Below are 14,255 nucleotides of genomic sequence, written 5' to 3'. Positions count from 1 at the left end.
CGTAGCGGGCTAGGTCCAGCCCCTGCGGACGGGGCGGGTCGCAGGGGTGGGCTCCTTGCCCCGGGTGCGGTAGACGACGTAGGGGCGGAAGAGGTACCAGACGGGGGCGCTGAAGGCGTGGACGAGGCGTGTGAAGGGGAAGAGCGCGAACAGGGTCAGGCCGATGAGGGCGTGGAGTTTGAAGGCTCCGGAAGCGGCGGTCATGGCGGTGACGTCGGGTCGGAGGATGAAGATGCTGCGGAACCAGGGGGAGACGGTCTCGCGGTAGTCGACCTCGTGGGTGCCGTTGAGACCTGCTACCGCTGAGAGGAGGGTTGTCGACAGTCCCGCGAGGATCACGGCGACGAGGACGAGGTACATGACCTTGTCGTTGACGGTGGTGGCACTGAAGACCGGGCCGTTGGTGCGGCGGCGCCAGATGAGGAGGGCGATGCCGCCGAGGGTGGTCACGCCTGCGATGGCGCCCAGGGAAAGGGCGGTCAAGTGGTACATGTCCTTGGTGACACCCACGGCGTCGGTCCAGGTTTCCGGGATGAGCAGGCCTACTACGTGGCCGATGATGACCACGAGCAGTCCGAAGTGGAATACCGGGCTGGCGATCCTCAGGATGCGGGACTCGTAGAGCTGCGAGGAGCGGGTGGTCCAGCCGAAGCGGTCGTAGCGGTAGCGCCAGAGCGTGCCGCCGATCAGGACCGCGAGCACGACGTAGGGCAGCGCGCCCCAGAGCAGGTAGTCGAGGGTCTTCGGGTCGCTCATCGCTTGGCTCCCATCGCCACGGGCATACCGAGTGAGACCTTGCTGCCGTAAGGGTCGAGCCCTACGTCCTCGACCGGGGGTCCTGCGGCGGCCATTCGCGTGGCCTCGCGGCGGGCTTCGTCGGAGGGCGGGAGGGTTGCGGCCACGGCATCGAGGACAGCGGCGTAAGCGCTGCCGGAGTCGTGGAGGGCGGCGCGCAGCAGTTCGACGGCGGGCTGGAAGGACTGGAGCAGCCGCAGTCCTTGGACGGCATCGCCTCTGGCCGCGAATTCAAGGACCACCGCCAGGTGGTCGGGGAGTTCGCCGGGGTCGAGGTGCCATCCGCAGGCCGCATAGGTCTCCTTGATCCGGGCCAGCGCGTGGCCGCGTCGTCGTGTGTCGCCGTCGGTGTAGTAGGTGAGGTGGAGCGCCCTGCGGCGCTTCAGGTCGAAGGTCCTGACGTATTCGGCGCCGAGGTCGAGTTCGCCGGTTCGCCTGGCGTGCTTGCAGAATGCGTCGAGGCTCGTTGGTTCTTGTTCTGCCAGTGCGTTTTCGACTAGGTCGAGGTGTCTGTAGAACTGCTGGTCCGGGTAGCACAGGAGCATCGCGGCGGCCTGGCGGATCACGGCCTCGTTCACTTCGCCTCCTCGTTCTGGTCCTGGCGGTCGCGGTCGGGGCGGCGCTTCTGGTCCCGTTCCGGGAACAATCCCGGTGGTCTGCCGTTGCCGTCCCAGTTGAGGAGGTTGAAGCGGCGGGCCGCGCCTGCGGAGTCGTCGCTGGTCTGGCGGTCGCGCAGGGCGTGGAACGTCTCGACGCTCGCGGGCTGCGGCGTGCCGGAGGCCTCGCCGAAGGGGCCGCCCATGCCGGGGCCGCCCTCGAAGTCGAGGGAGCAGCCGATCTCGTCGATGACGCCGCGGTCGCCCTCGTCCACGCCGTAGGCGGTGGGGATGACGTACCGGTCGTCGTATTTGGCGATGGCGAGGAGGCGGTACATCTCCTCGATGTCCTTGCCCGTGAGGTCGACCGCTTCGGCGATGGTCTCGTCGGGCTGCTCGCCGAGGTTGAGGCGGCGCATGTACGCGCGCATCGCCGCCAGTTTGTTCAGCACCGATTTCACGGGTTCGACGTCGCCTGCGGTGAACAGCTCAGCCAGGTACTCGACCGGGATGCGCAGCGTGTCGACGGCGGCGAAGAGGTTGGCCGCGTCCTCGCCGTCGTGGCCGGTCTCGCTCAGGGCGTCGACGACGGGCGAGAGCGGCGGGATGTACCAGACCATCGGCATCGTCCGGTACTCCGGATGGAGCGGCAGGGCGACGCGGAACCGCTTGGCCAGCATGTACACCGGTGAGCGGCGGGCCGAGTCGATCCAGCGCTGCGGGATGCCGTCGCGCAGGGCGGCTGCCTGCACTTCGGGGTCGTCGGGGTCGAGGAAGACGTCGAGCTGGGCCGGGTAGAGGTCCTGCTCGTCCTTCACAGCGGCCGCTTTGCCGACGCGTTCGACGTCGTAGAGGACGACGCCGAGGTAGCGCAGGCGCCCGACGCAGGTCTCGGAGCAGACCGTGGGCATGCCGACCTCGACGCGCGGGTAGCAGAGCGTGCACTTCTCGGCCTTGCCGGTCTTGTGGTTGAAGTAGACCTTCTTGTAGGGGCAGCCGGTGACGCACATGCGCCAGCCGCGGCACTTGTCCTGGTCCACGAGGACGATGCCGTCCTCGGCGCGCTTGTACATCGCGCCGGACGGGCAGGACGCGACGCAGCTGGGGTTGAGGCAGTGCTCGCAGATGCGCGGCAGGTAGAACATGAAGCTCTGCTCGTACTCGAACTTGACCTTGTCGCCGATCTTCTGCACGATCGGGTCCTGCGAGCCGAGCTCTTCGCCGCCGGCGAGGTCGTCGTCCCAGTTCGCGGACCATTTGATCTGCATCGGGTCGCCGGTGAGGAGCGAGCGGGGCCGCGCGCCGGGGATGTCGTCGCCGAGCGGGGCGGAGACGAGGTGCTCGTAGTCGTACGTCCAGGGCTCGTAGTAGTCCTGGATGGACGGCATCTTCGGGTTGGCGAAGATCGTCGCGAGCTTCTTGAGGCGGCCTCCGGCGCGGGGCTTGAGTCTGCCTGCGGCCGTTCGCTTCCAGCCGCCCTGCCAGCGGTCCTGGTCCTCGTGGCGGCGCGGGTAGCCCTGGCCGGGGCGGGTCTCGACGTTGTTGAACCAGACGTACTCGACGCCGCCGCGGTTGGTCCAGGCCTGCTTGCAGGTGACGGAGCAAGTGTGGCAGCCGATGCACTTGTCGAGGTTCATGACCATGGCGACCTGCGCCATGACTTTGCCGATGCGCTGTGCCATCAGTACTGGACCTCCGTGGTGCGCTTGCGGACGACGGTGACCTCGTCGCGCTGGTTGCCGGTGGGGCCGATGTAGTTGAACGCGTAGGAGAACTGCGCGTACCCGCCGATGAGGTGGGTGGGTTTGACGAGGAGGCGGGTGAGGGAGTTGTGGATGCCGCCGCGTTTGCCGGTCGTTTCCGTTTTCGGGACGTCGACCACTCGTTCCTGCGCGTGGTACATGTACACCGTCCCTTGCGGCATCCGGTGGGAGACGACGAGGCGGGCGGCGACCACGCCGTTGCGGTTGACCGCTTCGACCCAGTCGTTGTCCTTGGCGCCGATGGCTTCGGCGTCCTGCGGGCTCATCCAGATGTTGGGGCCGCCGCGCGAGAGCGTGAGCATGAGCAGGTTGTCCTGGTACTCGGAGTGGATGGACCACTTGGAGTGCGGGGTGAGGTACCGGACGGCGACGGCCTTCTCCCCTGTCGGGCCGATCTCGGGCTCTCCGAAGAGCGCGGCCATGTTGAGCGGCGGCCGGTAGACGGGCAGGGCCTCGCCGAACTCGTGCATCCAGTCGTGGTCGAGGAAGAAGTGCTGGCGGCCGGTGAGGGTGTGCCAGGGCTTGTCGTGCTCGACGTTGATGGTGAAGGGCGAGTAGCGGCGGTCGTGCGCCTCCTTGCCGGACCATTCGGGGCTTGACCCGACGGGCGTGGGCCCGTGCTGGGTGTCGGAGAAGACGACGCGGCGCTCGGCGGAGCCGTGGATCAACTCGTCGAAGTCGGTGCCGACGCGGGCGGCGAGGCGTTCGAAGCCCTGGGCGGCAAGGCGTCCGTTGCTGGTGCCGGAGAGCGCCAGGATGGTCTCGCAGACCTTGACGTCGGTGTCGAGGCGCGGTCGGCCCGCGGCGGGGCCGACGGCGACGGTCATGTTGCGGGCGGCCAGCCAGTCCACTTCCTTGTCGGGAGTGAAGGTGACGCCTTTGACGGGCAGGCCGAGGGTCTTGACGAGGGGCCCGAGCGCGGCCATCTTCTCGGCGACGGCCGGGTAGTCGCGTTCGACGCTGATGATCGCGGGCATCGTCTTGCCGGGGACGGGCGGGACGCCTGCGGCCTTCCAGTCGGGGGCGATGCCGCCGGGCTGGGCGAGTTCCCCTGGCGTGTCGTGCTGGTGCGGGGCGGCGACGAGGTCGGTGGCGGTGCCGAGGTGGGTCTCGGCGAGTTCGGAGAAGCGGCGGGCGAGCGCGTGGAACGACTCGAAGTCGGTGCGGGCCTGCCAGGGCGGGTCGATCGCGGGCGAGAACGCGTGCACGAACGGATGCATGTCTGTTGTGGACAGATCATGCTTCTCGTACCAGGTGGCGGCCGGGAGCACGATGTCGGAGAGCAGCGTCGTGCTCGTCATGCGGAAGTCCATGGAGAGCAGCAGGTCGAGTTTCCCTTGGGGCGCTTGCCCGTGCCAGACGACGTCGTCGGGGCGGTCGGCCGGGCCCGCTTCCCTGCCCTGCACGGAGTCCTGGGTGCCGAGCAGGTGCTTGAGGAAGTACTCGTCGCCTTTCGCGCTGGAGCCGAACAGGTTCGCGCGCCACACAGTGAGGACGCGCGGCCAGTTCTCGGGCGCGTCAGGGTCCTCGCACGCGAAGCGCAGGTCGCCGGAGGCGAGCTCGCGGGCGATGTAGGCGGCCGGTTCGAGCCCGGCCTCGCGGGCCTCCTGGGTGAGGAGCAGCGGGTTGCGGTTGAACGTGGGATACGACGGCATCCAGCCCATGCGGGCCGAGGCCGCGACGAGGTCGGCCGTGTGGGTGCCTGCCAGGCGGCCAGGGCCTGTAGCCGAAGTCAGCGCGTCCGACTTGTAGGTGTCGTACCGCCACTGGTCGGTGTGCAGGTACCAGTACGGGGTCGCGGCCATGAACCGCGCGGGGCGCGTCCAGTCCATCGCCGATGCGTATGCGGCCCAACCGGTCAGGGTCCGGCACTTCTCCTGGCCGACATAGTGGGCCCAGCCGCCGCCGTTCTTGCCCTGGCAGCCGGTGAGCAGCAGCAGGGTGAGGAACGCGCGGTACATCGTGTCGCCGTGGAACCACTGGTTCGTGCCCGCGCCGAGCACGATCATCGCCCGGCCGCCCGAATCCCTTGCGGTGGCGGCGAACTCGCGGGCGATGCGGATGGTGCGGTCGGCCCGCACGGAGGTGATCGACTCCGACCAGGCGGGCGTGCACGGCTGCGACGCGTCGTCGTAGCCCGACGGCCACAGCCCGGGCAGGCCCGGACGCGCGACGCCGTACTGGGCCAGCAGCAGGTCGAAGACGGTGGTGACCAGGCGGCCCGCGACCCGCCGGACCGGGACCCCGCGCATCGTCGTGGTGCCGTTGCCGTCGAAGCGCGGCAACGCGATCGCGGCCGTCTCGCCTCCTTCCTCGTAGCAGCTCAGCAGCGGCTCGGCGCCCTCCAGGGCGAGGTTCCACTTGCCCGGCCGCTCCTCGTCCCAGCGGTGGCCGAGGGTGCCGTGCGGGGCGCGCGGGTCCCCGAAGCGCTCGTCGATGAAGACCGGCTTCCACTCCGCGTACGGCTCCTCGCCGGGCAGGGCGTCGCGGCGCAGGAACTTGCCGGGGACGAGGCGGCCGTCGCGCTCGACGAGCTCGACCAGGAACGGCAGGTCGGTGTACTTGCGCACGTAGGCGTCGAAGGCCTCCGTGCGCTGATCGACGAAGAACTCCTTGAGGATCACGTGGCCCATCGCCATCGCCAAAGCGCCGTCGGTGCCCGGGTGCGGATTGAGCCACTCGTCGGCGAACTTCGCGGCGTCGTTGTAGTCGGGGGCGACGGTGACGACCTTCTGGCCCCGGTAGCGGGCCTCGGCCATCCAGTGCGCGTCCGGGGTCCGCGTCACGGGAACGTTCGAGCCCCACAGCATCAGGTACGCCGCGTCCCACCAGTCCCCCGACTCCGGCACGTCGGTCTGGTCGCCGAAGACCTGCGGCGACGCCACGGGAAGGTCGGCGTACCAGTCGTAGAAGGACAGCATCGAGCCGCCGAGGAGGTTCACGAAGCGGGCGCCCACGCCGTGCGAGACCTGCGACATCGCCGGGATCGGACTGAACCCGGCGACCCGGTCGGGGCCGTACGCGCCGATCGTGTGGACGTGCGCGGCGGCCGCGATCTCGACCGCCTCGTCCCAGGTGATGCGCACGAGCCCGCCCTTGCCGCGCGCGGACTGGTAGCGGCGGCGCTTCTCGGGGTCGGTGGTGATCTCGGCCCAGGCCGCGACCGGATCGCCAAGGCGCGCTTTGGCTTCGCGGAACATCTCGACGAGGACGCCGCGCCCGTACGGGTAGCGCACGCGCGTGGGCGAGTAGGTGTACCAGGAGAACGCGGCCCCGCGCGGGCAGCCGCGCGGCTCGTACTCGGGGCGGTCGGGGCCGACCGAGGGGTAGTCGGTCGCCTGGGTCTCCCAGGTGATGATGCCGTCCTTGACGTACACGTTCCACGAGCACGAGCCGGTGCAGTTGACGCCGTGTGTGGAGCGCACGACCTTGTCGTGGCTCCAGCGGTCGCGGTAGAACACGTCCCCTTCGCGGCCGCCCTCCTTGAACACCGCCCGCATGTCCTCAGTGGACTTCGAGCGGGTGAGGTGGACGCCCGTGCGCAGGAGCAGGTTCCCGGCCGCGCGCTCAGGCGCCGCCGCTCGGTGCTGTGCCATCGCTGCTCCTCGGGTCGGGGTGCGGTCCGGGCCCAGATTAGGCGCTTTCACGCCTCCGAAGAGGACGAATCGGCATACTGTGCACGGGCCCGGCCGAGGCCCTGAACGGGGAGGGAACCGCGATGACCAGTGCCGCAACCGCCGCGCAGCAGACCGACGTGCAGCGCGGCGCCGGGAGGAACCTGGCGCTCGCGACCGCCGCGTTCGCGCTGACGTTCTGGGCGTGGAACCTCATCGGGCCGCTGTCGAAGACCTACGGCGACCGGCTCGACCTCGACCCGACGCAGGTCTCGGTCCTCGTCGCGTTCCCCGTGCTCGTGGGCGCCGTCGGGCGCATCCCGGCCGGCATCCTCACCGACAAGCTCGGCGGCCGCGTCATGCTCACCGCCTCCTGCTTCATCGCGATCGTCCCCGTGCTCCTGGTGGGGCTATCCGGCAACTCGTATGCGGCCCTGCTGGTCTCGGGGTTCCTGCTCGGTATCGCAGGCACCTCGTTCGCGGTCGGCATCCCGTTCGTCAACGCCTGGTACCCGCCCGCGAAGCGCGGCTTCGCGACCGGGATCTTCGGCGCGGGCATGGGCGGCACCGCGCTCTCGGCGTTCTTCACGCCCCGGCTCGTCGAAGGCATGGGGCTCTTGCCGACCCACCTGCTCATGTGCGGCGCGCTGGCCGTGATGGGCGTGGTCACGTGGACGTTCGCGCGCAACGCCCCGCAGTGGCGGCCCGCCCGCGACCCTGCCCTGCCGCGCCTGAAAGCCGTCATGAAACTCAAGGTCACGTGGCAGATGTCGCTGCTGTACGCGATCGCGTTCGGCGGCTTCGTCGCGTTCTCGACCTACCTGCCGACGATGCTCGTGGCCGAGTACGGCCTCTCGCAGACCGACGCGGGCCTGCGCACGGCCGGGTTCAGCCTCGCCGCCGTCATCGCCCGCCCGGCGGGCGGCATCCTCTCGGACAAGGTCGGGCCGCTCAAGGTCTGCCTCACCTCGTTCTTCGGGGCGGCGGTCATGGCCGTGCTCCTGTCTTTCGAACCGCCCCTTGAGGTCCCGGCCGGGACCTCGTTCGTCCTCATGGCCCTGTTCCTGGGCCTGGGCACCGGCGGCGTGTTCGCGCTCGTCGCCGAGCTCGTCGACCCGGCCCGCGTCGGCGGCGTCACCGGGATCGTCGGCGCGGCGGGCGGCCTCGGCGGCTACTTCCCGCCGCTCATCATGGGCGCGAACTACCAGGCCAACGGGGACTACACGATCGGCCTGCTGCTGCTCGCCGTCACGGCGGTCCTGGTCGGGCTGTTCACGTTCAAGGCGTTCCGGAACGTCCCGAAGCCGACCTGATTAGTCCTCGCGAATGAACGCGGCCGGGCCGGAATCCCTCTCAAGACGGAGGAACCGGCCCGCTCCGCGTCCTAGGGTGGGGGCATGCTCGAAATCAAGGACCTGCACAAGCGGTTCGGCGACACCGTTGCGCTCGACGGGGTCTCGCTCACCGCCGCCCCCGGTGAAGTCGTCGGGTTCGTCGGCGCGAACGGCGCCGGGAAGACCACCACCATGCGGATCGCCATGGGCGTCCTCGCCGCCGACAGCGGACAGATCGTCTACAACGGAGCGCCGCTTGACGTCGAGGCCCGCCGCCGGTTCGGCTACATGCCTTCGGAAAGAGGCCTGTACCCGAAGATGAAGACCGGCGAGCAGATCGCGTACTTCGGCGAACTGCACGGCATGACCCGCGCCGAAGCCAAACGCTCCGCGGCCGCACTGCTGGAGCAGCTGAACCTCACCGAGCGCTCCGGCGACTTCGTACAGGACCTGTCCCTGGGCAACCAGCAGCGCGTCCAGCTCGCCGTCTCCCTCGTGCACGACCCCGAAGCGCTCATCCTCGACGAGCCGTTCTCCGGCCTCGACCCGCTCGCCGTCGACGTCATGGGCACCGCACTGAAGGACCGCGCCGCCGACGGCGCGCCCGTCATCTTCTCCAGCCACCAGCTCGACCTCATCGAGCGGCTCTGCGACTCCGTCGTCATCATCGGCAACGGCACGATCATCGCCGCCGGATCGGTCGACGAGCTGAAGGCCAAGGAGGTCAAGCAGTTGCGCGTGAGCGTCCAGACCGCCCAGGACCTCACGGAGGCGCTGCCCGGCACCGTCACCCGCGACGGCGACGACTACCTCGTGGAAGACGGCGACGACCAGGAGGTGCTGCGCATCGCCGCCGCCGCCGGGCGCGTCACCCACTTCGCGTACGACCAGCCCACCATCGCCGAGATCTTCCGAGAGGCCGTGACCCGATGAGCGCCCAGATCCCCGAGGCCTCCCGCATGCGCGGGCTCATGCTCGTGGCCGGACGCGAGATCCGCGTGCGCGGCCTCGCGAAGTCGAACATCATCAGCCTCATCGTCACCGTCGTCATCGTCGGCGCGCTCGCGGCCCTGCCGACCATCCTCAACAGCTTCGGCGGCGGCAGCAGCGACGAGAAGATCGGCCTCGCCGGGACCGCCGCGCCCGCCATGGAAGCCCAGCTGAAAGCCATGGGCGGCTTCGACATCACCATGTACGACACGGCCGCGGAAGCCGAGGCCGGCGTCAAGGACGGCGACGTGGACGCGGCCGTCGCCGACGGCACGCTCTACAGCGAGGACGCCGTCGACACCTCGCTCGAAAGCCAGCTCGACGCCGCCTGGCAGGCCGCGACGATCCAGACCAACCTCTCGGCGGCCGGGCTCAGCGACGCCGAGATCGCGACCGCGCTCACCACGAAGCCGCTCGAGGCCGTGTCGCTCGAAGGCGACGTCGACCAGGGCACGAGCTACCTCACGGGCCTGGTCATCTCCATCATCATGTTCATGATGCTCATGACCCCGGTGCAGTACATCGCCATGGGCGTCGTCGAGGAGAAGTCCAGCCGCATCGTCGAGATCCTGCTGACCAGCCTCAAGCCCTGGCAGCTCCTGGGCGGCAAGGTCATCGGCCTCGGCGTGATCTCGCTCGTGAACCTCGTCGCGATGGTCGGCGTCGGCCTCGCCGTCTCCGCCTCCACCGGCGTCCTCAGCGACCTGCCGCCGGGCACCGCCTCCGCGGCGGTCTCCACGATCGGCTGGTGGCTCATCGCGCTCGTCCTCTTCGGGACGCTCGCGGGCGGCGTCGGCTCGCTCGTCTCCCGCCAAGAAGAGGCCGGATCGGTCCTGACCCCGCTCATCATGTCGCTCACCTTGAGCTACGTCGGGTCGATCTTCCTGCTCAACGCGCCCAGCAGCACCCTCGCCCAGGTCCTGTCGATCGTGCCGCCGTTCTCGGCGATCTGCATGCCCACCCGCATGGCGATCAGCACGGTCCCGGCCTGGGAGATCGCCCTCTCGATCGCGCTCCTCGTGCTCGCCGCCGCCGGGGCCCTCGCGCTCGGCGCGCAGCTGTACAAGCGCTCAGTGCTCTACACCGGTTCGCGCCTGAAGCTGACGGAGGCGCTGCGCCGCGCGGCGTAAGCGGATACGCGAAAGGGCCCGGGAGGCGATCCCGGGCCCTTCTGCTTGTCCTGCTTACTCAGTCAAGCGCTACTCAGTCAAAAACAGGAAGTAGCCCACCGAGGCGAGCATGAGCACCCAGGCGATCGGGTGCACTTCCTTCCAGCGGCCCTTGGCGGCCATCATGACCGGGAAGAACACCAGGCCCATCGCGATGCCGTTCGAGATCGAGTAGGTCAGCGGCATCACGGCCACGATGAGGAACGCGGGGATCGCGTACTCGAGCTTGTCCCACACGATCTGGCCGAGCGCCTTCGCCATGAGCACGCCCACGACGATGAGCGCGGGCGCGGTAACCTCGGGGTTGTTGGCCACCAGGCCGAACACCGGGAACGCCACGAGCGACACGAGGAACCAGAAGCCCGTGGTCACGGCGGTGAGGCCGGTGCGGCCGCCGACCGAGACGCCCGCGGTGGACTCGATGTACGCGGTCGTCGTCGAGGTGCCGAACACGGCACCGGCGGTGGTCGCGATCGAGTCGGTGGCGAGGGCGCGGCCCGCGCGCGGCAGCTTGCCGTCCTCCTTGACGAGACCGGCCTGGCCCGCGACGGCGAACAGCGTCCCGGCGGTGTCGAAGAAGTCCACGAACAGCATGGTCAGGATGACCGCGATCATGTGGACGGTGAAGGCGTCCTCGAAGCCGGTGAAGGCCGCGCCGAACGAGTCGAGGTTCGGGCTGAAGCCCTCGGCGAGCTCGAAGTCGATGACGCCGGTGAGGACGCCGACCAGCAGCGTGGCGAGCATGCCGTAGAACACGCCGCCCTTCCAGCCCAGGACCATGAACACGGCGGTCACGATGAGGCCGAACACGGTGAGCAGCACGGCCCCGTCGGAGAAGTCGCCGATGCTCACGAACGTGTCGGGGTTGGCGACCACGAGGCCGCCGCCCTTGAGGCCGATGAACGCGATGAACAGGCCGATGCCCGCGCCGACCGCGAGCTTCAGCTGCGCCGGGATCGCGTTCACGATCGCCTCGCGCGCACCGGTGACGGCGAGGACGAAGAACAGCACGCCCGAGACGAGCGTGCCGGTCAGCGCGGTCTGCCACGGGATGCCGAGCGTCATGACCACGGTGAACGCGAAGAACGCGTTCAGGCCCATGCCCGGCGCGGTCGCGATCGGGTAGCGGGCCCACAGGCCCATGACGAGGCAGCCGAGCGCGGAGGCGAGCGCGGTCGCGGTGAACACCGCGCCCGGGTTCGGCGCGTCGAAGCCCGCACCGGACAGCGCGAAGCTGAGGATGCCGGGGTTGACGGCGAGGATGTACGCCATCGCGAGGAAGGTCGTGGTCCCGGCGAGGACCTCGCGCTTCCAGTTGGTCTTGTTCTCGGTCATCCCGAAGAACTGGTCGAGGCGGCCGGGCTGCGGCGCGTCCTTCTTCTCTTCTGTGGCGTCAGTTGCCATGTGGCGGGCACTCCTGTGCGGGCGTGGTGCGATGCCGGGCAGCTGGCACCTCGGGAAACAGGGTAACGGGGCAGGTACTGAACCTGCGGGTAATGTACCGGGTCCGCCGGGGTTAAGAAAGTCTTCGGGTCCCGCGAATGTGAGTTTTACGCGCACGATATGACCTGGAAAACAAGCGACGCCCCGGAGCCAAGGGGGGGACGGCTCCGGGGCGTCGACTTAGGGTCGAGCCCCCGGTGGCAGGATTCCGGGGGCTCGACAAGGACCGCACCGTCAAGCAGCGGGCGGTAGTTCAACGTCTCTTCCCGACGAATCGGGCTTCCTGCCCTGAGACAACTGCTAAACGCGACGGCCGCTCGGCCGGTTGCATAACAGTTCGGTAACGGGCCCTAGGCCTCTTCGGCTCCGCTGCGGCGGCTGATGAGGACGAGGACCACCGCACCTGCCACCAGCAGCACCCCTGCCGCGGCCAGGACCCAGACGAGCGGGGAACCGGTGGTCGGCAGCGTGGAACCGGCCGGGGTGGTCGCGGCCGCGCTCGGTGCGGCGCTCGACGTGGTCGGCGCGGACTCGGACGGCGACTCGGCCGGGCTCGACGATTCCTCAGCGGGGCTGGACGACTCGTCCACCGGGCTCGAGGACGCTTCGCCGGGCGAAGTGGTCTCGACGGCGGGCGAGGTGGTCGCCGCCTCAGAGGTGGTGGGCTCCTCGCTCGGGGTCTCCTCAGCGGAGGTGGTCTCCTCGGCGGAAGTGGTGGGCTCCTCGCTCGGCGTCTCCTCAGCGGAGGTGGTCTCCTCGGCGGAAGTGGTGGGCTCCTCGCTCGGCGTCTCCTCTGCGGAAGTCGTCTCCTCCGCAGCCGAGGTGGTCTCCTCAGCGCTCGTGGTCTCCTCGTCGGGCTCGTCCTCAGTGGCCGGGCAGGTGTGGGTCAGGTTGAACTTCCCCGTCCCCTTACCTTCCCCGAAGTCCACCTCGGCTTCGGCGCCGACGAGGGTCCAGCCTGCAGGCGTGACGATGTAGGCGTGCTTGTAGTTGCCGCTGTTTCCGTTGGTGACGACGGTGCCCTGTTCGACGTGCTCGACTTCGGCTTCGTCCTCGAAGGTCGCGGTCACCGAGATGAAGGCGCCGTTGTTGCCGGGCAGCACGAACACCCAGCCGTCGAGCCAGTCGGCGGTGTCCTCGGGGACCTGGTCGCAGCTCTGGTTCTCGAACCCTGCGGCGGTCGTAGGCACGTTGCCCTGGTTGATCGGGATGGTGTCGTAGTCAGTAGCAAGGGCGGGCAACGCGAACGCGAGCGCGACGGCTCCCGCCAGACCTGCGCCCGCTGCGGCGGCGAGGGTCTTGTGGCGGCGTGTGAATTTCAAGGGTCTCTCCGATGATGCGAGCGGGCAGAACGGTCGAACGCGCCGGTTTCAACCGTTTCGCCTACGGCGGAGCCGTATTCGATGATGGGCGTTCACTTCACGCAGGTCAGGGCCGCCGCGTTGCATCCTTTTCGGCTGACTGCCCACTCGACCGAAAGGCTGACCTGCGAAACTGCGCCACGAACCCCTGCCGTATCGGGCGAACACGACGACGCCCCCCGGTCCGGGAACCGGGGGGCGTCGTATCGAGGGATCGGTGCTGCGACCGGGGCGTGGGTTCCCGGTCGCCTCAGCGGACTACCAGTCCTGGGCCTCGCGGCGGCGGCGCAGGAACATGACCAGCGCGGCACCGCCCGCGGCGAGCGCCGCGGCCGAGACCAGGGCGATCGTCAGCGGGGTGCCGGTGACGGGCAGGTTCGAGCCGACCGGGGAGGTCGAGGCCTCGCCGGGCGTGCCGCTCTCGCTCGGGGACTCCGAACCCGGGGTCGAGGACTCCTCGCCGGGCGAGGACGGCTCCTCGGCCGGGGTGGTCTCCTCCTCGCCCGGCGTGCCCGGGCAGGTGTGGGTGAGGTTGAAGAACGCGCCCTCGGCGGGGTCCTCGACCTCGGCCTCGGCGTCCAGCAGGGTCCAGCCCGCGGGAGTGAGGATGTAGGCCTTGTTGTCGCCCGAGCCGGAGACGATCGCGCCGTCGCCGTCAGTGCTGAGGACCTGCTCGTCGCCGTTGCCGTCCTCGAAGGTCGCGGTCACGGAGATGAAGTTCTCCTCGACCCCGGCGGAGGCCGGGAGCACGAAGACCCAGCCGTCGACATCGGACGCGATGTCGCCGGGCAGGTTCTCGCAGGAGTTCTGGAAGTCCTCGGCGGTCGTGGGCACGTTGCCGCCGTTGATCGGGATCGTGGCGATCGCGGCCTGCGCGGCCGAGGCGATCGCGAGCGAGCCGAGGAGGCCCGCGGTCGTGGCGAGGCCGAAGAGGCCCGCCTGCTTGAAGGATTGCTTGAGTTCCACGGGGAAGTGCTCCGTTTTCCGTCTGCCAAATGGAAACGAATGTGCCGGATTCGCGATGGGCATTCCCATCACGCCTGTGGTGCGCCTGGGGTTGCAGCGCGATCCGGTAACGGAGACGGACGCGGACACGGCAGTGGGGGGGGGGGGGGGGGGGGGGGGGGGGGGGGGGGGGGGGGGGGGGGGGGGGGGGGGGGGGGGGGGGGGGGGGGGGGGGGGGGGGGGGG

Annotated in this window: 10 protein-coding genes; 3 read left to right on the top strand and 7 right to left on the bottom strand. The window is 69.5% G+C overall.

The window, feature by feature from the left end; all coding sequences use genetic code 11:
- Window positions 1-9: 9 nt before the first annotated feature.
- The 4 genes from narI to ACZ60M_RS21335 are packed head-to-tail and all read right to left on the bottom strand — an operon-like array spanning window position 10 to window position 6,750.
- Window positions 10-756: a respiratory nitrate reductase subunit gamma gene (narI, locus tag ACZ60M_RS21350; protein ID WP_465420614.1), complete on the bottom strand. Its 747-nt coding sequence runs from the start codon at window positions 754-756 to the stop codon at window positions 10-12.
- Window positions 753-1,373, bottom strand: coding sequence for a nitrate reductase molybdenum cofactor assembly chaperone (gene narJ / locus ACZ60M_RS21345; protein WP_465420612.1), 621 nt, complete (start codon window positions 1,371-1,373; stop codon window positions 753-755). Before narJ ends, narI begins: the two co-directional genes overlap by 4 nt.
- Window positions 1,370-3,073 carry a nitrate reductase subunit beta gene (gene narH / locus ACZ60M_RS21340; protein WP_465420610.1) on the bottom strand — a complete coding sequence of 568 codons (1,704 nt, stop codon included), beginning with the start codon at window positions 3,071-3,073 and terminating at the stop codon, window positions 1,370-1,372. The genes narJ and narH overlap by 4 nt, the downstream gene beginning before the upstream one ends.
- Window positions 3,073-6,750 (bottom strand): nitrate reductase subunit alpha, encoded by a 3,678-nt coding sequence (locus tag ACZ60M_RS21335; protein ID WP_465420608.1) that lies wholly within the window; start codon window positions 6,748-6,750, stop codon window positions 3,073-3,075. Before ACZ60M_RS21335 ends, narH begins: the two co-directional genes overlap by 1 nt.
- 122 nt (window positions 6,751-6,872) lie before the next feature.
- Here ACZ60M_RS21335 and ACZ60M_RS21330 point away from each other — a divergent pair, with 122 nt between their 5' ends.
- The 3 genes from ACZ60M_RS21330 to ACZ60M_RS21320 all read left to right on the top strand — a co-directional run bounded on the left by ACZ60M_RS21330 (window position 6,873) and on the right by ACZ60M_RS21320 (window position 10,222).
- Window positions 6,873-8,081 (top strand): nitrate/nitrite transporter, encoded by a 1,209-nt coding sequence (locus tag ACZ60M_RS21330; RefSeq protein WP_465420606.1) that lies wholly within the window; start codon window positions 6,873-6,875, stop codon window positions 8,079-8,081.
- An 84-nt stretch (window positions 8,082-8,165) separates the two neighbouring features.
- Window positions 8,166-9,035 carry an ABC transporter ATP-binding protein gene (locus ACZ60M_RS21325; RefSeq protein WP_465420604.1) on the top strand — a complete coding sequence of 290 codons (870 nt, stop codon included), beginning with the start codon at window positions 8,166-8,168 and terminating at the stop codon, window positions 9,033-9,035.
- Window positions 9,032-10,222, top strand: coding sequence for an ABC transporter permease (locus ACZ60M_RS21320; RefSeq protein WP_465420602.1), 1,191 nt, complete (start codon window positions 9,032-9,034; stop codon window positions 10,220-10,222). Before ACZ60M_RS21325 ends, ACZ60M_RS21320 begins: the two co-directional genes overlap by 4 nt.
- Window positions 10,223-10,291: 69 nt before the next feature.
- Here the strand turns inward: ACZ60M_RS21320 and ACZ60M_RS21315 are convergent, their stop codons facing one another.
- From ACZ60M_RS21315 to ACZ60M_RS21305, 3 genes are all read right to left on the bottom strand, one after another.
- Entirely contained in the window at window positions 10,292-11,665 is a 1,374-nt protein-coding gene (locus ACZ60M_RS21315) for an NCS2 family permease (protein ID WP_465420600.1), read from the bottom strand.
- 389 nt (window positions 11,666-12,054) lie between these two features.
- Window positions 12,055-13,026, bottom strand: coding sequence for a hypothetical protein (locus ACZ60M_RS21310; protein WP_465420598.1), 972 nt, complete (start codon window positions 13,024-13,026; stop codon window positions 12,055-12,057).
- A gap of 297 nt (window positions 13,027-13,323) precedes the next feature.
- Entirely contained in the window at window positions 13,324-14,031 is a 708-nt protein-coding gene (locus ACZ60M_RS21305) for a hypothetical protein (RefSeq protein ID WP_465420596.1), read from the bottom strand.
- Between the last annotated feature and the right edge of the window lie 224 nt (window positions 14,032-14,255).

The organism is Glycomyces sp. NPDC050141 (assembly GCF_055586545.1).
Note: the sequence above shows the minus strand (reverse complement) of the source record. Positions and strands in the feature narration are given on the sequence as shown.